The sequence below is a fragment of the Acinetobacter lwoffii genome, from assembly GCF_029024105.1.
Lineage (GTDB): Bacteria > Pseudomonadota > Gammaproteobacteria > Pseudomonadales > Moraxellaceae > Acinetobacter > Acinetobacter lwoffii.
The window spans coordinates 26,898-46,760 of sequence record NZ_CP118964.1 but is presented as its reverse complement, the minus strand read 5'-3'; the positions used below and the strand labels follow the sequence as shown (position 1 = coordinate 46,760).

At 37.5% G+C, this 19,863-nt stretch carries 15 protein-coding genes and 8 pseudogenes; 11 read left to right on the top strand and 12 right to left on the bottom strand.

Annotated features, from left to right (window positions below; all coding sequences use genetic code 11):
* Positions 1 to 4 precede the first annotated feature (4 nt).
* Positions 5 to 469 carry a hypothetical protein gene (locus tag PYW33_RS15490; protein ID WP_004647712.1) on the bottom strand — a complete coding sequence of 155 codons (465 nt, stop codon included), beginning with the start codon at positions 467 to 469 and terminating at the stop codon, positions 5 to 7.
* On the opposite strand from PYW33_RS15490, the pseudogene PYW33_RS15485 reads away from it, so the two are divergent.
* Both PYW33_RS15485 and PYW33_RS15480 read left to right on the top strand, forming a co-directional pair.
* Positions 463 to 1,212 (top strand): annotated as a pseudogene (locus PYW33_RS15485) (IS5 family transposase). The gene PYW33_RS15490 and the pseudogene PYW33_RS15485 overlap by 7 nt on opposite strands.
* Positions 1,213 to 1,451: 239 nt before the next feature.
* The gene (locus tag PYW33_RS15480; protein WP_004647714.1) at positions 1,452 to 2,120 is read left to right on the top strand and encodes an epoxyqueuosine reductase QueH; all 669 of its coding nucleotides are present in this window, start codon (positions 1,452 to 1,454) and stop codon (positions 2,118 to 2,120) included.
* Here PYW33_RS15480 and PYW33_RS15475 read toward each other — a convergent pair.
* The 4 genes and pseudogenes from PYW33_RS15475 to PYW33_RS15460 all read right to left on the bottom strand — a co-directional run bounded on the left by PYW33_RS15475 (position 2,117) and on the right by PYW33_RS15460 (position 5,198).
* A complete protein-coding gene (locus tag PYW33_RS15475; RefSeq protein WP_004647715.1) occupies positions 2,117 to 3,511 on the bottom strand; it encodes a methylenetetrahydrofolate reductase C-terminal domain-containing protein in 1,395 nt (464 codons plus the stop codon). The genes PYW33_RS15480 and PYW33_RS15475 overlap by 4 nt on opposite strands.
* A 188-nt stretch (positions 3,512 to 3,699) precedes the next feature.
* A pseudogene (locus PYW33_RS15470) lies at positions 3,700 to 3,801 on the bottom strand (putative oxygenase MesX); the annotation flags it as partial.
* 24 nt (positions 3,802 to 3,825) lie between these two features.
* A pseudogene (locus PYW33_RS15465) lies at positions 3,826 to 3,942 on the bottom strand (transposase); the annotation flags it as partial.
* A 50-nt stretch (positions 3,943 to 3,992) separates the two neighbouring features.
* Positions 3,993 to 5,198: a tyrosine-type recombinase/integrase gene (locus PYW33_RS15460; protein ID WP_004647716.1), complete on the bottom strand. Its 1,206-nt coding sequence runs from the start codon at positions 5,196 to 5,198 to the stop codon at positions 3,993 to 3,995.
* Positions 5,199 to 5,500: 302 nt separating this feature from the next.
* On the opposite strand from PYW33_RS15460, the pseudogene PYW33_RS15455 reads away from it, so the two are divergent.
* Together PYW33_RS15455 and PYW33_RS15450 are read left to right on the top strand one after the other, a co-directional pair.
* Positions 5,501 to 5,932 (top strand): annotated as a pseudogene (locus PYW33_RS15455) (PPC domain-containing protein).
* Between the two features lie 93 nt (positions 5,933 to 6,025).
* The gene (locus tag PYW33_RS15450) at positions 6,026 to 7,234 is read left to right on the top strand and encodes an IS256 family transposase (RefSeq protein ID WP_032028744.1); all 1,209 of its coding nucleotides are present in this window, start codon (positions 6,026 to 6,028) and stop codon (positions 7,232 to 7,234) included.
* 144 nt (positions 7,235 to 7,378) lie between these two features.
* Here PYW33_RS15450 and PYW33_RS15445 read toward each other — a convergent pair.
* The 3 genes and pseudogenes from PYW33_RS15445 to PYW33_RS15435 all read right to left on the bottom strand — a co-directional run.
* Positions 7,379 to 8,347 (bottom strand): annotated as a pseudogene (locus PYW33_RS15445) (IS481 family transposase).
* 202 nt (positions 8,348 to 8,549) lie between these two features.
* Entirely contained in the window at positions 8,550 to 8,900 is a 351-nt protein-coding gene (locus tag PYW33_RS15440; RefSeq protein WP_004281821.1) for a hypothetical protein, read from the bottom strand.
* Positions 8,901 to 9,050: 150 nt separating this feature from the next.
* Positions 9,051 to 9,567 (bottom strand): annotated as a pseudogene (locus PYW33_RS15435) (IS3 family transposase); the annotation flags it as partial.
* A 677-nt stretch (positions 9,568 to 10,244) separates the two neighbouring features.
* Here PYW33_RS15435 and mqo point away from each other — a divergent pair.
* The 3 genes from mqo (at position 10,245) to PYW33_RS15420 (ending at position 13,738) form a co-directional block, all read left to right on the top strand.
* A complete protein-coding gene (gene mqo / locus PYW33_RS15430) occupies positions 10,245 to 11,879 on the top strand; it encodes a malate dehydrogenase (quinone) (protein WP_004647724.1) in 1,635 nt (544 codons plus the stop codon).
* Positions 11,880 to 11,951: 72 nt separating this feature from the next.
* Positions 11,952 to 13,226 carry an MFS transporter gene (locus tag PYW33_RS15425; RefSeq protein ID WP_004647725.1) on the top strand — a complete coding sequence of 425 codons (1,275 nt, stop codon included), beginning with the start codon at positions 11,952 to 11,954 and terminating at the stop codon, positions 13,224 to 13,226.
* A gap of 56 nt (positions 13,227 to 13,282) precedes the next feature.
* Positions 13,283 to 13,738 (top strand): hypothetical protein, encoded by a 456-nt coding sequence (locus PYW33_RS15420; protein WP_004647727.1) that lies wholly within the window; start codon positions 13,283 to 13,285, stop codon positions 13,736 to 13,738.
* Here the strand turns inward: PYW33_RS15420 and PYW33_RS15415 are convergent.
* Complete coding sequence (locus PYW33_RS15415) at positions 13,715 to 14,479, bottom strand: IS5 family transposase (RefSeq protein WP_004645258.1); 765 nt, start codon at positions 14,477 to 14,479, stop codon at positions 13,715 to 13,717. The two genes, PYW33_RS15420 and PYW33_RS15415, sit on opposite strands and share 24 nt — an antisense overlap.
* Positions 14,480 to 14,980: 501 nt before the next feature.
* Here PYW33_RS15415 and PYW33_RS15410 point away from each other — a divergent pair.
* Together PYW33_RS15410 and PYW33_RS16990 are read left to right on the top strand one after the other, a co-directional pair.
* Positions 14,981 to 15,309, top strand: a pseudogene (locus PYW33_RS15410) (transposase); the annotation flags it as partial.
* Positions 15,306 to 15,455 (top strand): annotated as a pseudogene (locus PYW33_RS16990) (PPC domain-containing protein); the annotation flags it as partial. The pseudogenes PYW33_RS15410 and PYW33_RS16990, both read left to right, overlap by 4 nt.
* Before the next feature lie 420 nt (positions 15,456 to 15,875).
* On the opposite strand, the gene PYW33_RS15405 reads toward PYW33_RS16990, so the two are convergent.
* Positions 15,876 to 16,508, bottom strand: coding sequence for a glutathione S-transferase family protein (locus PYW33_RS15405; protein ID WP_004647729.1), 633 nt, complete (start codon positions 16,506 to 16,508; stop codon positions 15,876 to 15,878).
* Positions 16,509 to 16,524: 16 nt separating this feature from the next.
* Positions 16,525 to 17,544: an NADP-dependent oxidoreductase gene (locus PYW33_RS15400; protein WP_004647730.1), complete on the bottom strand. Its 1,020-nt coding sequence runs from the start codon at positions 17,542 to 17,544 to the stop codon at positions 16,525 to 16,527.
* Positions 17,545 to 17,688: 144 nt separating this feature from the next.
* Between PYW33_RS15400 and PYW33_RS15395 the strand changes: the two genes are divergently transcribed.
* Positions 17,689 to 18,297: a TetR/AcrR family transcriptional regulator gene (locus tag PYW33_RS15395; RefSeq protein WP_004647732.1), complete on the top strand. Its 609-nt coding sequence runs from the start codon at positions 17,689 to 17,691 to the stop codon at positions 18,295 to 18,297.
* Positions 18,298 to 18,401: 104 nt separating this feature from the next.
* On the top strand, positions 18,402 to 18,632 hold the full coding sequence (locus PYW33_RS15390) for a hypothetical protein (RefSeq protein ID WP_001087955.1): 231 nt from the start codon (positions 18,402 to 18,404) through the stop codon (positions 18,630 to 18,632).
* An 83-nt stretch (positions 18,633 to 18,715) separates the two neighbouring features.
* Here the strand turns inward: PYW33_RS15390 and PYW33_RS15385 are convergent, their stop codons facing one another.
* Entirely contained in the window at positions 18,716 to 19,843 is a 1,128-nt protein-coding gene (locus PYW33_RS15385; RefSeq protein WP_004647733.1) for an alkene reductase, read from the bottom strand.
* Between the last annotated feature and the right edge of the window lie 20 nt (positions 19,844 to 19,863).

Below are 19,863 nucleotides of genomic sequence, written 5' to 3'. Positions count from 1 at the left end.
AATGTCAACAGACCCTAATAATTTTAATTTTACCATTGTCTAAATTAATAGTCTTATCCTCTCTAGCAGGATAAATCACATCAGCAGTATCTTGAAATATTTGCCTACAACTATGAACAGCATTTGACCAATCCTCTGAATTTTCGGACGTTAAATTCTCATAAACAGATGCAAATTTTTGTGCTGATAATGGTACTAAACCTCCAATTTTTCCGTCTACAAACTTTCTTGTTCTAGAAAAAATATCTGACGTAATTTTTGAATATTTTAGCTCATAATATTTATTAGACACATATTCGTATACAAAAACTTGTCGTTTAATTAGAAATTGAGAGTCCGTGCTAATACCATCTCTTAAACTCTTTCTTTCTAAAAAATTACTAGGGCGTGTCCTCATTTGAAGAATTGGTTTTAAATACTTAAAATCCTCCTTTAAGCTCTTTTCATTTCTATATTTTTTCAATGGCACGTACTCTTCTCACTGATGATATTTGGCAGCAAATTCAAGATACTATGCGATTACATGGTTGTTACTGTTCAAAAAACAGTAGAAATATCATGGAAGCCATCTTATGGAAACTGCGCACAGGCGCCACATGGCGCGATATTCCTCAAGAATTTTGCCCTTGGCAAACTGCTTACAATCGCTTTAATCGCTGGGCAAGTAAGGGATTATGGGATAAATTTTTTTTAGATTACGAGGCGTCTTGGATCAAGAATGGGTATTCATTGACGGAAGCTACATACGCGTGCATCAACATGCAAGTGGAGCTCGGTATGGTTTCGAAAGAGCAATTGGACAATCACGCGGTGGACAAACAACAAAAATACATCTTGCAACCGACGCGAATGGATTACCGATTGATTTTAAAATCACTGGGGGTGACGTCCACGACAGTCAAGTTGCAAAACAACTGATTGATATTGTAGGCGAGGCAACATATCTCATTGCTGACAAGGGATATGATGCTGAGCACATTCGAATATGTGCTAAGAACAAGAATATGATTCCTATTATTCCATTGAGATCAAACAGTAAGAGATCGAATAAAGAATTTGATAAATATCTATATAAATTAAGATATTTAGTTGAAAACGCTTTTGCGAGATCAAAACATTTCCGTGCTATTGCAAACTCGATTTGATAAACTAGCACGCAATTATAAATCTATGCGTATAGCCTGCATATTTATTTGGTGCAAAGCCAAATGAGGACACGCCCTAATAATTTCTTCACTTAATTTTAAAGCTTCATACAATGACTCTTGATTAACTTGCAATGTTCTAATTCCAAAGCATTATTGTAGTTATTCTCTTATATACTTTAGTTCTTATTAAATTTCAATTAGTGAATTTCTTTCATCTTAACCTTAGAAAATATCAGTATATCAAATCTTTACTATCTAATTAAATCGTTAAAATATAGGGTTTAGATTTAAACCCATATAACTATGTCAAACAAACTTGAACGTCAGAAATTGACTCTCCCAGCAGGTCATGACAAGCTTCTGCTTCACTCCTGCTGTGCACCATGCTCGGGTGAAGTGATGGAAACCCTAATTGAATCAGGCATCGACTTTTCGATCTTTTTTTATAATCCCAATATTCACCCTGTCAAGGAATATGAAATCCGTAAGGAAGAAAATATTCGCTTTGCAGAAAAACATAATATTCCTTTTATTGACTGTGATTACGATACAGACAATTGGTTTGCACGTGCCAAAGGCATGGAAAATGAGCCAGAGAAAGGTATTCGCTGTACCATGTGTTTTGATATGCGCTTTGAACGGACTGCCCTTTATGCAGCTGAAAATGGCTTCAGCCTAATTAGTAGCTCATTGGGTATTTCTCGTTGGAAAGATATGAAGCAGATCAATGATTGTGGGCATCGTTCTGCTTCACATTATGAAGGTATCACCTATTGGGACTACAACTGGCGTAAAAATGGTGGTGCTGTTCGTATGCTTGAAATCAGCAAGAAGGAAGAATTCTACCAACAAGAATATTGTGGCTGTGTATACTCCTTACGTGATACCAACCGTTGGCGTATGAGCCAAGGTCGTGATCGCATCAAATTGGGCGTGAAATTTTATTCGAATGCCATGGATGATGAAAGCTAAGCTTCAGTCGCCAGATACCAATTTTTCCAGGAACTGGTTCCACGGACTTCAATGGGTACAGTTGGAATCAGTTTTTCTTTTAGAACGTCAGTCTGTCCCACGGCTTTGGCAAGTCGGGCTTTCACAGAATGAATGCATTCACGATCTCCAAACTCACAGCGATCCAATGTCGTACCACCACAAGGACCATTCGCCAATCCTTTGGGACAAGTTTCAGGGCAAATATATAAAGTATCTCCTAACCTACATTGACCACAACTTTCACAACCCACGACCCCTTGCTTAGAGATAAATTCAGTTTTTAACAATGCTTTTGCTGCAGGCGTATTTTCCCAGAATGAGGCTTTAAAAATAAAATGCCCCACACCTTTGGCAATTTTGGACTCAAATAGAGCCTTGTGCATGAAATGCAATTGCTGATATTTAATAAGCTGGCTAGAGGATGGTTGGCGGGAATAATAAGCTAATTGTGGCACGAGTTCCTTTTTAGTCTCCACTTGCCACAGTGCATTCCAGAGTGCTTCAAGTTCCTGTAAACCATAATGTCGATATTGTTCAATATATTTTTCTAAAAGCTTTTGCTCTTCAGGCTTATGGCATGCTGAAAGATGCACACCTGCAAAACCCAAATACTTACACATCAATATTTGTATAGCACAACGTTTATAAGTATTCTCAGTTCGTCCATCCTGTTTTTCCTGAGCCAACACTCGTAACATGTGTGGTGTAATCACAATTCCTGCGATCTTATGTTTCACCATAAAATTGGCACGTGCCAAACTAAGTGGCATAACACAAGCAAGTATATTTTGTGGGTATCGATGACGATTTAAAAAAGCCTTGGCTTGTTTTAAAGCCTCCATATCGTAACCCAACTGGGTAACGATAAAGTCTGCTCCTGCTTTAATCTTTTTGTGAAGTTTTAAATATTGTGCATCACGTTCAGCTTCAGCATATTTAAAGGGATTAAAAGCTACACCAATATGAAATCCACCATAACACTTTGCGGCCATGACCGCATTTACAGACTCTAAATATCGGGTGCGATTCGTTCCAGCTTGACTATTTGTATGCCCTTTTAACTTATCACCTGTGAGAAGCAGTAAATTTTTTTGTCCCGAAGCTTGAGTTAATTTTAAGAAGGTCTCAAAATCAGTAATATCCCGACTTTTCCCTGAATAATGGATGATTTTTTCCACTGATGAAGGAAATGTCTTCGCACATTCAAGTGGTGGCAAATCACTATCGGCATGCACTCGATCTGCCAAAGTGATCGCGCATGGAAATTCTGCTAAAGACATTGGTACGGCAATGCCCCCCTTAGCAGAACTTAAATATTCCAACAAAATACAAAACTGATTGTGCTTAAAATGGGAAGCAAGCTGTGACATAAAATAAAGTTCAAATAAAAATGATTAAAGCAGGTCGCTATTATATTCGACCTAACAGAATCAGCCCGATTAATCTTAAACAGGCTGATATAGAAAATTTTAGTCAACAATTATGCAATGAATCTATTCACTACATTCAATCAGGCAACTTTCTCATTAGATTCTCGCTCTAATGTGAAATGAAATGCCTATTTTTCAAGAATATTTTGATACGACTTAATGAAGTTCTCTTCTATCCATTTACCTTGCTTAAGATTCAATTGAACACGTTCAACACCGTCATAAACTTTACGAGTTAAGAGAAATCATTATTGTGAACAGACTATTTCTCTAAGTTGATTCATCACAACATGTAATTTATAGCCATAGAACCGGCCCATTGAGCTTTTACCACGAGATGCAATTTTAGATAATGATTTATGGCGGTGAATAGGTTTGTGCAACAAAGCCTATTCTAATTAAAACTTGGATTTCATAACCATTAATTTACAGTACAACTATCAATAAAATCGCCCCACCATTGCATCATTTCCATACGCTGATTAAAATATTCTGCATGATTATAACTTGCACGGGTTTTATTTTTATCAGTATGAGATAGCTGTGCTTCAATCCAATTTGATTGAAATAAACCGGATTCATTTAATATGGTACTAAATGTCGATCGTAACCCATGAGAAGTTAATTCATTTTTAGTATATCCCATTTTTCTGATAATCAAGTTCAGGGTATTAAAATGAATAGGTTTATTATTGTTTCGGGGGCTAGAAAACACATATTTTTCGCCATGAGACCAAACGAGTGCTGATTTCACAACTTCAAGTGCTTGATCAGATAGTGGAACAAAAAAATCAGGGATATCATGACCTAAAATAACCTTTCTTCTATATTGTTTAATATGTAAGGCTGGTATTTTCCATATTTTTTTATCTAGATCGAAGTGATGTGGTTCACAAAGCAATAATTCTCCACCACGGACGCCTGTATATAATTTAAACAACAGGGCTTTTTTAATAATAGGATCTGTATTAATCTGATTTAATTTAGCTAAGAAATTAGATAGTTCATCTGAATTTAAATGAGGATAGTTTTTCTTAATCTTATTGTTGACTAATATTTTATGAAGTCCATGTGCAATATTATATTCACAATACCCCATCGCTACCGCATAATCATAAATCTGATTTAAATAACTATAGGCTTTCTTTACAGGTTCTTTTACATTTCTAGATTCTATATTTTTAATAATCTTAACTAGATCATATCTTTTAATTTCCATAAATGGCATTAGTCCAATATTTGGATAAACATCCTGATCTAAACATTTTTTTGCGAGCTGAATTACACCGCATCGTGGTTCATCTTCAAAGGAATTTTTAATTTTAAATTCTAACCACTCTTCACAAATATCCTGAAAAGTTTTGATGTATTTTTTATGCAGTGGTTTATTTTCATAATTATTAAATTTATATTCATCCCGGACTGATCTGGCCTCTTTCAAGGACATTACAGGATATTCACCCAACTTCATGCGAGGACGTTTATTTGTCCCTGCAAGTGAATAGCGGTAACTCCAAGATTTACGTCCGTTTGGTTCTACCTTCAAACTTAAGCCATCATCATCTGCCAGAAAATAGATTTTTTCCTTTGGTTTAGCTTGACGTACCTTAATTTCAGTAAGACTCATGAATTTTTAACCTAACCACAAATGGCACTGCTCAATTCAATTATAGCAAATTTAAGCGATATTCATATGATGCGTATCATACGCATCACATATTTTTATAAGTAATTGTTAAATAAAATTTATATTTAGATTGGTTATTCCCTAGTAACCAATTAATTAACCATTGATTTTGCAAGTCTTAAATTGGCATTTGAAGTGCAACCCCATGTTATGACTATTCACATTTCTGCTCCATCATTCATGGTTACTTATTAGTTATGTTATTATGTCAGGAGCGATACAAGAATTAGGGTAACCTTATTATGGAAATAGCGAATACGAAATTACTAGCTGGCGCTTTGATAGCCCTAACTTTAACTATAGTTAGCCCTGTCGTACTTGCAAATGATAACAATGATATACGAAAGACTATTGTAGTTAAGTTTGCTAAAAAAGCTCACCCTGCAAATTATTACGGAAGGATAGATGGATACAAGTATGATTCCTAAAAATTTTATGCTAAAAAAGGGCAAAAGTTAAAAGTGAAGTTGACTGGAGGAAATGTTGAAGCTTACTTATGGGGTAATCAATTAAAAGACTCCATCAATCTTGGAGAATATTCTCCAGAGCTTGATGATAAGGGTATTTATATTTTACCTGCTTCAGGTGAGTATGAAATTAGAGTATTACAACCTAGATCACAGGCAAGAAAAGATAAAAAACCTCAATACTGGATGAGTATTAACATTAAATAAAGACTTGCTAGATTTTTTTAAAAGACTGTAAATTAAATTGTGTAATTGCCTGAATTTGCTATGTTCATATTCACAACGGAGTCAGGCAACATGATGAACGAACAAAAACTAAAAGACCTTGCAGCAGAATTTGCTAAAGGAATCAAAACAGAAGACGATCTCAATCAATTCACCCGATTGTTGACTAAACTCACTGTTGAAACGGCTCTCAATGCCGAACTTACCGAACATCTCGGACATGAAAAGAATGCTCGTAAGAACGGTTCAAATGCTCGTAACGGTTATTCCAGTAAGACCGTGCTGAGCGATGATGGTGAGATTGAGATCACCACACCACGAGATCGTGATGGCACATTTGAGCCACAGCTAATTAAAAAGAATCAGACTCGTATCACGCAAATGGATAGCCAAATTCTATCCCTTTATGCCAAAGGCATGACTACCCGTGAAATCGTGGCTACTTTCAAAGAAATGTACGATGCTGATGTATCGCCAACGCTTATTTCCAAGGTGACTGATGCTGTTAAGGAGCAAGTCGCTGAATGGCAAAACCGTCCGCTGGATGCACTCTATCCCATCGTCTATATGGACTGTATTGTAGTTAAAGTCCGTCATAATGGCAGTGTTATCAACAAGGCTGTATTCCTTGCCTTAGGCATTAATCTTGATGGACAGAAAGAACTGCTCGGCATGTGGATGGCTGAGAATGAAGGTGCAAAGTTCTGGCTGAATGTCCTGACTGAGCTTAAAAACCGAGGGTTGCAGGATATTCTGATCGCCTGTGTGGATGGACTAAAAGGCTTTCCTGATGCCATTAACAGCGTATACCCGCAAACCCATATCCAGCTGTGCATTATCCATATGCTGCGTAACAGCTTGAAATACGTATCATGGAAAGATTACAAGGCCGTCACTCAGGATTTAAAAGCCGTTTATCAGTCACCTACTGAAGAGGCAGCCTTGATGGCCTTGGATCAATTCGCCCAAACATGGGATGACAAGTACCCACAGATCAGCAAAAGCTGGCGTACACACTGGGAGAATCTAAATACCTTCTTTGCTTATCCAGCCGAGATACGCAAAGCCATCTATACCACCAATGCGATCGAATCATTAAACAGCGTAATACGTCAGGCGATCAAAAAGCGTAAAGTCTTTCCAACGGATGATTCTGTACGTAAAGTGATTTACCTGGCAATTGATGCAGCGTCTAAAAAGTGGAATATGCCTATTCGCGACTGGCGTTTAGCCATGAGCCGCTTTATTATTGAATTCGGTGACCGCTTAAGCAATCACCTTTAAATTTATGAAAAGCAATTACACAAAATTATTTACAGGCTCTTTTTTAAGCTTTTATACCAGGGTTCAAAAACTATTGCCAGTTAAACGGGGCGTGATTTTTACATATATGTTTTTATATTAATAAAAATGATATAGATACGTAATTCATAGAGATCGTTTCAATTTAGCAATCTCTAAATACATCTTGTAATTGGCATGTTGAATCCGTTCATTTGAGGGGTCGTATTGCTTCTGGACTTCATCTAAGAAAGGAGTTTCTTCACATAATTCAAAGTACCTTTCCATCGGTGTTTTACCTTTCAAAGCCGAATGTGGTCTCATCCAGTTATAGTAATGCTGCCATTCTGCCAGTTTGCTCTGAATTTCCTCTGAATCGATATCTACAGTAGCGTAGAACTCAGATTTATCAGTCTTTTGTGAGCGCTCTACCTTGCCATTCAGATGAGGTGAACCCGGTTTATTTGGCCTAAATTTGATTCCATACTGCATCATTTTTTCTGTACTTTTTCAGCAAAGAATGCTCGTCCACGATCGGTCTGTATTCGCTGTATGAGAAAAGGTATTTCTTCAATTACACAGTTAAAAAGTCGAGTGTATTCGCAGCTGTTCGGCGTTTATATATCCTTAAAACGCGATATCGTGTGCAGTCATCGATAGATGTGTACTGATATAGTCCAGGACCCAGTTTACAGGTATCCATTTGAATTCTATCGCCTGGTAATGGACGTTCATAACAAATGTAATCTACTTTACGACGGAATTTTTTAATCGGTTTGACTTAATGGGTGGATAGTACTTTATGGATAGTCGCCAAGGACAACGAGACTCCGTGCAGCTCATTAATTCGGTTTGCAAACGTCGAGCACCAAGATTTCTAGCTGAGCGCATTTCCAATATTAAAGCTTCTAGCTCAGCATTGATTTTAGTATTTGGCGATTTTAAGGGACATTTACTATGACTACTTAATCCATCAATACCTTGTTCAGAATATCGTTTCCACCACTTGCGTAAAGTTGGTCTAGAAATGCCACATCTCCGACAAACCAGGCCAGCATTATTGGTCTCTTCAAATAATTTAACCCATACGAGTCTTTGTTGAATTTCTCTGTTCATAGACACCCATTATATTGAAGTGATGTCTATGAATCACACAGATTATCATAAGGCTTTTGAAACTGTCGCACCTCATGTTTGAATTCACCCATTAACAGAGTGCGAATTAGTCCTTGATCATGTTTGACCACATTTCAAGGAATAGTGTCCAACTTTCGGTATGCAGATTATGGTGTGGGGTTCTCTTAAAGTTTAAACCTTATTATTTTACTTCAGTAATGCTGATTGGCTGGTCTTTTACAAATTCAACAACCCCTTCACCACGTTTAAAGTGAATTGAAACTCCATTATTATTAGCTAAACGAATACCACTACCAGCAACTGTTTGCTTTAAACGATATACCATGCCTGAGTTATCAGTCATTAAAGCAGTTTCAAAGTTATCCGATGATTTCAGAAAAATTAATAAACCATTCGGACCAGAAAATTTAAGGACCTGCGTATCAGCTGAAGTATTGCTTGTAGCCTTATCTTGTAAAGTTTCAGTCTTTGGACTCGAAGTACACCCAGTCATTGCTAAAACTAACAAAGTTAAACTTAAAAAATATTTCATTTAACTACCTTTTTCATCTGTAAATCATAGGTGTATTTATACTAATTGTTATAATTTAACAATAAAACAAATATTACTTTTTTTTACATAAAAAAGCCATAAATCGCATTTTGAACCTTACCGGATTTATCGGAGATTTTTTTATTTAAGTTAGGCCACCTGACTTAACGGGTTAATCTTATCATAGTACATTGCTTCAAACTCAAAAGGCGATACATAACCCAGTGCACTGTGTACATGCTTTTTATTAAACCAATCTACCCAATTTAATGTCGCAAGTTGTACATCTGCTAAACTTTGCCAATCTGCTTTTAAATATTCAATCATCTCTGTTTTGTATAAGCCATTAGGGGGTCATTTTTACACTGCCGCTAACAAAAGCATTATCGTATGAGTCCCCCGTTGTACCGATTGATGCTCGTAAATTTGCTGCTTCTAAACGATTGGTATAGCGAATGGAAAGGTATTGAACACCTCTATGGGAATGATGAATCACATTCCTTGGCATACCTCAATCGTGCAATGCTTGCTCCAGTGCATCGAGCACCATATCTGTATTCATACGTGTTGATACTTTCCATCCAACAATTGCTCGTGAGAACACATCAATAATAAAGGCGGTATAGACCCAGCCTGAATTTGTTTGAATATACGTAAAGTCACTCACCTGAGATACCGTCTTGGTAGTCAATCAATAATTGAACCGCTCTATCTCTGATTTCAGGGGTATATTTTACTTTTTTCATCGGAACACTACGCTTCGCTACGTCGTGCGAAGCAATGCTTCTCATCTCAGGAAAGTTGGTCTCCAACAAACCCGGTACGGTTCACAATGAGGTTCATGCACGTGTAGCAGTCCTTAACAGATTTACAGAATTAGGTCGACCACTTACCCAAGTTACGCCTTAAATTTGGCTCAATTAGGGGCGCTTTGCCTTTCAAATATTTGTGCAATAAAGCCGTTGGAAAGTAACCTTGAAACAAGTTATAAGCTTCTTTTTAATAAATTACTGAGTATTTGTATAAATATTCAACATCTGATTTTTTTTAAACCAGATATTGAATTAAAATAAAAACCAATAAACAAGAACAAACATCATTGGTATTTATATTTTAATTATGTTCATTTACAATAAAAATTACTAAGTCAATACATATTTAGTCTAAAATATCCATCAATCAAAAATGTGTGATAGCTTCGAACGTTAATCTTTGTATACTTGTAATTTTGAGTATTACTTCAATTCTCTAAGCTAATTCTTTACAAGTGTTCCTATCACCATAATTGTTATTCTTGTCTTCGCTATAAAGCGATCCAAACCTGCCCTCCATGGTCATAATCGCATGAACAAATTTTTAAAATACCTATTGGTATTCATCGTTCTGCTTATTATTGCAGCACTAATCTTTTTATTTAGACCTATCGCGTCTAAGAAAATTCAAAACACCAGCAATGAGCCTGTCGTTGACGCAGTCTTAGTTGGTGGTGGCATCATGAGTGCAACCCTAGGCACATATCTTAGTGAACTTGAGCCAAACTGGCAAATTCGTATGTATGAACGCCTAGACAACGTTGCCCAAGAAAGCTCAAACGGCTTCAACAATGCTGGCACAGGCCACTCTGGCTTTATGGAAATGAACTATACCTCTGAAAAAGATGGAAAAATGGACATTTCTAAAGCTGTGAACGTTGCGGAACAATTTGAAGTTGCAAAACAGTTCTGGTCTTATCAAGTCAAAGAAGGCGTTTTGGGTCAACCAAATAGCTTTATCAACCCTGTACCGCACATTGCCTTCGTTTGGGGCGATAACGTGAATTTCCTAGAAAAACGTTACGCTGCAATGGTTAAAAACCCAATGTTTTATGGCATGAAATTCTCTGAGAATCCTGCTGAAATTAAACAATGGGCACCATTGGTGATGAATGGCCGTGATGCTGCACAAAAAGTAGCTGCAACACGCATGGATGTAGGTTCGGATGTGAACTATGGTTCGATTACCACTCAATTGGTCGATCACCTTAAAAAACAATCTAATTTCCAGTTACAAACATCGACTGAAGTGACTGGCATTAGCCAAAACGATGATAAAACGTGGACTGTTTCATTTAAAAACCTCACTACAGGGAAAACAGATCACGTGAAAACGCGCTTTGTCTTTATTGGTGCAGGCGGTGCAGCGGTTAAACTTTTACAAATGACAGGCTTACCAGAAGCGAAGCAATATGCTGGCTTCCCTGTAGGTGGCGTGTTCTTAATGACCGACAACCCAAAAGTCACTGAAGGCCATACTGCAAAAGTTTATGGTCGTGCTGAATTAGGCGCACCACCAATGTCTGTTCCACATATTGATACACGTTATATCGACGGTAAAAAATATGTGTTGTTTGGTCCATTTGCAACTTATTCAAACAAGTTCTTAAAACAAGGTTCTCAGCTTGATTTATTGAAATCAACCACTAAGAACAACGTTTTACCAATGACCGCTGTGGGTATGGAAAATCTTGATTTGGTGAAATACTTAGTTAGCCAAGTCATGATGACCGATGAAGACCGTTTTAATGAGTTGAAAAAATACTATCCTGATGCAAAACCAGAAGACTGGCGCATGAATCAAGGTGGTCAACGTGTTCAAATCATTAAGAAAGAACCAGGCAAACCTGCAAGCTTGCAATTTGGTACCGAGATTTTTGCATCACAAGATGGTGCTGTGACTGCCCTATTAGGTGCGTCTCCTGGTGCTTCAACTTCCCCTTATATTATGTTGAGCTTGCTTGAAAAAGCATTCCCTCAGCAAGTAGCAGGTAAATGGAATCCGAAATTACATGAAATTGTAAAATCGTACCAACAAGAACTCAGCACTAATCCTGTGCTTCTTGACCAAGTTCGCCAATACACCAGCACAACCCTTGGTTTGAAATATACACCTATGGCTAAAGCTGCAAATGACGAAACTATTGCGGTAGCAAAAGCACAGTAATCTGCTTTAAACCCTAAAAAGGATGGACTTTGCGCCATCCTTTTTTAATTCATATTTGAAACTATTCTGTTTATGTCGCTTTTCCATTCCGATGCTTTTTTGGCCTTTCGTTCACGTGATTTTTCACTTCTGAGTGTCAATCAGTTGTGCTTAATTCTAACCATCATGATTCAAGAAGTCGTCATTGCCTATAGTATCTATCAACTCACTCAAAATCCACTCAGCCTTGGCATGATTGCCTTAATTGAGTTACTCCCCTTTATTTGCCTCTCCCTGATCAGTGGCGACTGGGCTGATCGCTATAACCGACAAAAAATTGTGCAGTGGAGTTTTAGCTATAGCACTTTAATTCCATTATTATTTATTGTTCTTTTTTCTCAGTACCAACAACATCACATTCAACAAAATACTCTTTTATGCGGCATTTATAGCCTCATCTTTTGCTTAGGCATACTTAGAGGCATTTACAGCCCATCATTTAATTCATTACGCCCTTTTCTAATCCCCGAGTCAGCCTATAGCAATGCAGCCACATGGACCGCGCTCATTTGGCAAATAGGCGGCATTTTAGCGCCTTTATGCGCAGGACTTTTACTCGGCCAACTTGGGCTTGAAAAAACCCTCTTTATTATTTTTTTCTTGTGTTGCGTGGGTAGCATCTGCTTATTCGGATTAAGTCCTCGTCAATTCCCTAGCCCCCATAAACAGCATTTAAGCAAAAGTTTGAAAGAAGCCTATTTGTTTATTTTTAAACATCCACTAATGTTTTGGAGTATGTTGCTGGATCTCAGCGCCATGCTTTTTTGTAGTGTCATTATCTTACTGCCTATTTTTGCACACGATATCCTGCATCTTGGTGTTGAAGGCTTAGGTATACTCAGAGCTGCACCAGCTATTGGCGCCTGTATCATGATGTTGATGTTGACCTGTTATTCTCCGATGCAAAATGCATGGAGAAATATGCTCTATAGTAGTTTTGCAATTGCTTTGTGTACTTTAGCCTTTGCACTATCCTCCCATGTTTGGCTCTCAGTCTTCTTCCTTGTTTTAATCGGTGCCTTTGATAGCATCAGCATGGTCATTCGACAAACTTTATTACAGCAACTCCCCCCAAAAGCACTATTAGGGCGTGTAGCGGCTTTAAATGGCATATTAGTCACTTCAGGCAATCAGCTCGGTGCCCTACACATGAGCCTGATGACGCGCTATTTTTCTGTGGTGCCAGCAGTACTTATTGGAGGGACGCTGTGTTTAATAATCTGTGGTCTAAGCTTTACTCGTACGCGACATTTATTCAAGCCATCTCCAACACTAAAAAAACATGCCACAGTGGCAAAAAGTGAATAGCATGTTAAGCTTCAAATCTTCTTTTAATATGATGTGAGTTTTCAATAGAGCAAATTATGAAACAGATTTTCCCCTTTTCACATATTCTCTATACCAAACTCTATTCTTTCGTACTATCAGTGTTGTTGGCTTATTGCCTATTCAATGCAATTTATACGTTCATTATTGGTGGAACTGGTTTTTATTTATTTGCAACTTTTATTTTAGCTTTTCAATGTAATTTCGCGTTACGCACTTCTCTCCATGACCGTATTTACACCAGTTTAGGGATAGTTTTGCTTATTATTGGGTTATTGTATACACATGGAATTCACTTTCTAAACCATTTAAAAACAATTGTATTGGTTCCTGCTTTAATTTTAACTGCCTTTGGAATAGATAATTTATATAGAAAGCCAAATAGACTTAGTTGTCTTAAAGTTGGACTGATCCTCGGCCTATTGCTATTAGCTTATATTCAATATTATGATTTAGGGTCTGTTGACATTTCAAGTATAGAATTTACCCGATAAAGGTAGCCAAATAAATATACAAGCTAATGCAACTGCCCCCTCATAGCTACACTTTAGCTTATCATATCGTGTTGCTATTCCTCTGAACTGCTTTAACCTACAAAATGCATTCTCAACTAAGTGTCTGATTTTATATAAATACCAATCCATATGATCATTATTTGACTGAGTATTTGATTTTCTTGGAATATTCGCTTTAGTTTTTTTCGCAGATATTTGTTCTCTTAATGATTCAGAGTCATATCCTTTGTCTGCACAACATACTTCCGTTTCACTCAAATCAAGTTTTTCAATCATTTTGGGAGCAATCTTGACATCATGTATCGTTCCATCGGAGATAATAATTTCGATTGGATTGCCATCCGCATCAACAGCTAAGTGTATTTTAGAACTATTTCCACCAATGCTTTTAGAAATATCCTGATCTTTTATTCCAGCAGAATGTTGGTGTGCCCGAACATGACTACCATCAATAAAAACCCATTCCATATCAGCACTTGAAGAAATTAATTTAAATATTTTCATTAACTTATCATTTTTACACCAACGATTATATTTTTTAAAGATTGAGTTATACGAACCAAATTCTTTAGGCAAATCACGCCATGGGCAGCCTGTTCTTATTCTATAAAGTATTGCTTCGACAAAATTTCTCAAATTAGATTTGAAATAGATATCAAAATTTCGGAAAATAGAAAGTAACTTAGACCAGTGTTGATCATTCAGCATTGTACGAGGCATAGCGAGAAGTAAATTTAGTTTGGCGATTAAATTTTACTTTCTCGCTATTTTTTTGAACAGTAAATGTCAACAGACCCTAGTAGAACTGCAAAATTATTATGACTCTTTACATAATGATGAGACTTGGCAGCAATTTGGCGCATTATAACAGCTAGCACAAAAAAATTTGGTGGGTGAAAAATTTACAATCCTAATTCTGATTTATCATGTTATTACATAGGAAAACTGCCTTTAAAAGACGGGTCTTGCTAGTCTAGAATTGCAGACGAAAGGGAATAAAATGCCTGTATATCCGATTCTAGAAATTGATCATTTTCAGCATCATAAACAAAAGATTTTTCTTCTAATAAGTATTGGCCATCTTGCTCACTAAGAAAATTTTAAAGTTATTTGCTTGATCAGGGAAAATTTGTTCTCCGTCAAAAAAAGATCATAACAATCTCGAACGGCTTTGTTGCGCAAAGCTGTTCTTAAGGACTTTTTCAGCAATATAATTTTCAAATGAAGAAGCATACACACAAAATCTACCGCACAACCAATTGGCCCGCATATAACCGAGCACTCATGAGTCGCGGAAATATTGCCATTTGGTTTGATCCTGCTACGCAATGGTATGCGCTATCAAAAGGCAAACAAGGGCGAAATCAAACCTACTCCGACGCAGCCATCCAATGCTGCTTAATGATTAAATCCTTATTCCGTCTGTCTTTACGTATGGTCACTGGCTTTATGCAAAGTCTGATTAAACTTTGCGGCTGAGCAGCCCCGAATATCAGTGATATTCGTACAGTACGCTTTGTAGAAGACAAAAGCATATTGATATTGCAATCTTGGAGAATATTCTCCAGAGCTTGATAATAATGGTATTTATATTTTACCTGCTTCAGGTGAGTATGAAATTAGAGTATTACAACCTAGATCACAAGCAAGAAAAGATAAAAAACCTCAATACTGGATGAGTATTAACATCAAATAAAGAATTGCTAGATTCGTTTAAGTTTTAATACAAGGGTTCAAAAACTATTGCCTGTTAAACTGGGGCGTGATTTTTACGTGTATGTGTTTATGTTAGTAAAATGATGTAGTTTACTTGTTTAATACCCCGAGGAATAATTTAATCTTGCTGTGCGTTAGTCGCGTTTCTTTCTTTCAAAAGTTGATTATATATTTCAACGTAACCGTCGTAATATTCAATCTCTTTTGATAAGAATTTACAGTGGAAGAACAGGCGAAACTTGTCTTAAATAATGGTAATTCCTTATCTTTAAAATAGAGAACGCCCGATGAAATTCATTAGGCGTTTACTTAAATATGTGTCAGCTTATTTTATAACTAGCTGTACTTGATAATCACGATTCTTTTTCTCAATTGCCTTAAAAAAACAATCTTGCTATTTTTAACTTTTCACACCATTTTGTTCAATTTGTACTGCGGCTTGCCAGCTAGGTAGTTGGCTTAAACCTGCTACATAATGCTGGATATGAGGATAATTTTCACCTTGTCCCATATGATGAACTAAAGCATGTAGTCCAAAGCCCATCATAAAGTCAGCACCGGTTAAACGGTCTGCGACTAGAAATTCTTTATCTTTTAAATATTCATTTAAATAGCTAAATACTTTATCGAACTCAACTTGAGTATAATTTTCTAGAAATACCAACTTCGTACCCTGCTTGGTTTCTATCGCATTAAACGTTTTTAACAAAAATGGCAGCATGGCAGAGCTTTCTGAGAAATGAATCCACTGTAGATAATCGACATAGGTAGATTCATCCATATCTGGTGCTAAATGTGGCGCAAGTTGCTGAATTAATAACTCAACGATTGCGCCTGACTCTGCAATAACTTTGCCATCCCATTCCAATACTGGAGATTTCCCTAAAGGATGAATGGTTTTTAAAGAGTCAGGGGCCAAATGCGTGTTTGAGTCACGATAATAGCGTTTCAGCTCATAAGGCTGCTTGATTTCTTCAAGTAACCACAAAATGCGAAAAGAACGTGATTGATCTAAATGATGTAGTGTAATCATGATAATTCCTATTTTTTTAAATTTTTACAACCACTTTGCCAAAGTTTTCGCCTTTCAACATACCATTGAAAGCATTGATCGTGTTATCTAAACCTTGCACCATATGCTCTTTATATTTGATTTTTCCGTCTTTCAACCATTCAGACATTTGCTGATAGAATTCCGAATACTGACTGCCATAATCATCAAAAATAATAAAGCCTTGCATGCGAATACGCTTTTTTAAAAGGGTGGAAATAAAGCCTGGTAAACGGTCTGGCCCTTGTGCTCGCTCGGTAGCGTTATACTGGGAAACCACACCACACACCGGTACACGTGCCGCAGAGTTAAGCAATGGCCATACTGCATCAAACACTTTACCCCCGACATTCTCATAATAAATATCTATACCGTTGGGAACTGCTTGTTGTAATTGTTCTGCAAAATTTTCATCATGATGATTGATACAAGCATCGAAGCCGAGTTCTTCTACTGCATAACGGCATTTTTCAGCCCCACCTGCGACGCCAACCACGCGACAACCTTTAATTTTGCCAATCTGTCCAACCGTAGCACCAACAGGTCCTGTTGCAGCTGCAACGACCAAAGTTTCACCAGCTTTAGGCTGGCCAATGTCCAACAACCCCATATAAGCAGTAAATCCTGGCATTCCCAAAATACCCAATGCCCAAGATGGATGTTCAGGTTGCATACCTAAGCTTTGACATGCAGCCCCATTAGAAATTGCGTAGCCCTGCCAGCCATTTCCTGAAAGAACCCACTCACCTTCTTTGAATTTTGGGTTTTTAGAGGCCACCACTTGACTGACTGTTCCACCGACCATCACTTCGCCAATTTCAACCGGTGCTGCATATGAAGGAGCATCACTCATGCGACCACGCATATAAGGATCGAGTGACAAGTAAATGGTTTTTAACAATATCTCGCCTTGTTTAAGTTCATTGAGCTCAACTTGCTCAATACGAAAATCGCTGTGTTTTGGCTCACCCACTGGCCGTTTAGCTAAAACGATGCGTTGATTAATAACTGTTTTCACACATATAACTCCATGTTTTATTTAGAAGTATTTCTCTTCACAATTAAAAATTAAGATTAAAATTTCTTTACATCCATTGTAGATGAGTTATAATAAAAAACAATACGACTGGTCTATTTTTTTACAATAGAGTAAATAATTAATATGAAGCCTACTCCTATTAAAAAGTCTGAAGCGAAGCGCTTACACATTCTTAACACCAGTTCAGACCTGATTTTGCATAAAGGTTTTACCGGTGTAGGATTACAGGAAATTTTACAGAGCTGTGAGATCCCTAAAGGCTCGTTTTATCATTATTTCCAATCTAAGGAAGCTTTCGGATGTGAATTGGTACAGCATTATGTAGACAATTACCAAGTCCGTTTAAATGATGTATGGCGTAGTGATAAATCCCCTTATCAAAAGCTGATTGAGTATTTTAATTTATGGATAGAAGATCCTAAAACACAGTGTGGTTGGGCGGATAGCTGTTTAATTGTGAAACTTGCCGCAGAAGTTGCCGATCTATCCGAAGATATGCGCTCCATTATGTCCGCTGGCGTCGATGATGTAATCCAACGGATTGCTGGTTTAATTGATTTGGGTAAACAGGATCAATCTATCCAAGCAGATACCGAGGCCTCGACTTTGGCACAAGTACTTTACCAAATGTGGTTAGGTGCAGCATTACTGAGTAAGTTGCAAAAAGATAAAACACCATTACATCAAGCTCTGAGAGCAACTAAATTTCTATTAAAAGGTGAAGATTCATAAAAATTAAATTAAATATCAATTACATAATTAATAATAGCAGTCCAATGATTACTTATTAATGTGTTGCTATTAGATCAATTAACAATCTATGAGTATAGCGCACAATGAATTCTCCTCCTAAAGCCCTCATGACTCGTATTTTAGTCGGATATTTAGGCTTATATCCCACACTATTACTGGTACTCACTTTATTAAAGCCAATTACTGAGCATCAAAGTTTCCCGATGATGGTGTTGATTGAAGTCATAGTATTAGTGCCAGTAACGCAACTGATTTCTTTCCCACTGGCAGGTTGGCTCATTACACAGCTAAAAAATTTTAAGAATTTGTTTTAAGAAGAAGTTATGCTGGCAACAGCAATCCTAAGTTCTTATTTTGCCAACCACAAAGGTTGGCAAAATAACTCACTTAGTCGAGATTAATCTGCGTAAGCTGGATAATCAATATAGCCTTTTTCCGTCCCACCATACATAGTACTTGCATCTACTGCATTCAATGGCCAACCATTGGCGATGCGATCGGGTAAATCTGGATTCGCAATAAATGGGCGTCCAAATGCAATTAAATCGGCCAGCCCTGCCTCTAAAATTCGAGTCCCTCTTTCTGCCGTATATCGACCTGCATAAATAATCCGACCACTGAAAGTGTCTCTGACATCTCTACGAAAATCATGAGGAAGTTCTGGTGCATTATCCCAATCAGCTTCTGCAATCGATAAATAGGCAATCCCAACTTCTTCAAGTATTTTTATGGCTTCAATATAAGTCACATGTGGATCATCTTCAACCAACCCCATGTAAACACGATCTTCCTCTGTACTTTCAAATAGCGGGGCAAAACGCACTCCTAAACGATCTGCACCAACCACCTCAGCAACTGCCTCTACTACTTCACGTAAAAAACGCAAACGATTGTTTAGTGATCCACCATATTCATCTTCACGGTGGTTACTATGTGCAGAGATAAATTGATTCACCAAATAACCATTTGCACAATGAATTTCAACCCCATCAAAACCAGCAGCCAAGGCATTGCGTGCTGCTTGAGCATAGAGTTGCACTAATTCTTTAACTTCTGCATTGCTTAAAGCACGTGGCATTGAAGGATCAGCCAAGGCACCTGCATTGGGCCCGGTCTCAATAAAGACTTTAACATTACTATCAGCCCTAATAGCCGAGGGCGCGACCGGTGATGCATGATTGGGTTGCAAAGATGTATGTGAAACACGCCCAACATGCCAAAGTTGTGCAAAAATAATGCCTCCTTTAGCATGCACTGCTTCCGTCACTTTACGCCATCCAGCAATCTGTTCAGAGCTGTAAATACCGGGTGTCCAAGCATAGCCTTGACCACGTGGCTCGATTTGCGTACCTTCGGTGACCATAAATCCTGCACCGGTACGCTGTTGATAATAGGTTGCCATCAGTTCATTTGGAATATTCCCTGGCTGAGTACTGCGCGACCGCGTTAATGGTGGCAATACAATACGGTTTTGCAAAACATAAGGGCCTAAGCTTAAGTTTTGAAATAGTTTGCTGTCTTTCATTTCATTGTATCCAAGTCATC

What these genes read in the sequence shown, in the direction of transcription:
- PYW33_RS15480 (WP_004647714.1), top strand. Translation starts at nt 1,452, where the DNA reads ATGTCAAACAAACTTGAACGTCAGAAATTGACTCTCCCAGCAGGTCAT.
- PYW33_RS15475 (WP_004647715.1), bottom strand. Translation starts at nt 3,511, where the DNA reads ATGTCACAGCTTGCTTCCCATTTTAAGCACAATCAGTTTTGTATTTTG.
- PYW33_RS15460 (WP_004647716.1), bottom strand. Translation starts at nt 5,198, where the DNA reads ATGAGTCTTACTGAAATTAAGGTACGTCAAGCTAAACCAAAGGAAAAA.
- PYW33_RS15450 (WP_032028744.1), top strand. Translation starts at nt 6,026, where the DNA reads ATGAACGAACAAAAACTAAAAGACCTTGCAGCAGAATTTGCTAAAGGA.
- PYW33_RS15440 (WP_004281821.1), bottom strand. Translation starts at nt 8,900, where the DNA reads ATGAAATATTTTTTAAGTTTAACTTTGTTAGTTTTAGCAATGACTGGG.
- mqo (WP_004647724.1), top strand. Translation starts at nt 10,245, where the DNA reads ATGAACAAATTTTTAAAATACCTATTGGTATTCATCGTTCTGCTTATT.
- PYW33_RS15425 (WP_004647725.1), top strand. Translation starts at nt 11,952, where the DNA reads ATGTCGCTTTTCCATTCCGATGCTTTTTTGGCCTTTCGTTCACGTGAT.
- PYW33_RS15420 (WP_004647727.1), top strand. Translation starts at nt 13,283, where the DNA reads ATGAAACAGATTTTCCCCTTTTCACATATTCTCTATACCAAACTCTAT.
- PYW33_RS15415 (WP_004645258.1), bottom strand. Translation starts at nt 14,479, where the DNA reads ATGCCTCGTACAATGCTGAATGATCAACACTGGTCTAAGTTACTTTCT.
- PYW33_RS15405 (WP_004647729.1), bottom strand. Translation starts at nt 16,508, where the DNA reads ATGATTACACTACATCATTTAGATCAATCACGTTCTTTTCGCATTTTG.
- PYW33_RS15395 (WP_004647732.1), top strand. Translation starts at nt 17,689, where the DNA reads ATGAAGCCTACTCCTATTAAAAAGTCTGAAGCGAAGCGCTTACACATT.
- PYW33_RS15390 (WP_001087955.1), top strand. Translation starts at nt 18,402, where the DNA reads ATGAATTCTCCTCCTAAAGCCCTCATGACTCGTATTTTAGTCGGATAT.
- PYW33_RS15385 (WP_004647733.1), bottom strand. Translation starts at nt 19,843, where the DNA reads ATGAAAGACAGCAAACTATTTCAAAACTTAAGCTTAGGCCCTTATGTT.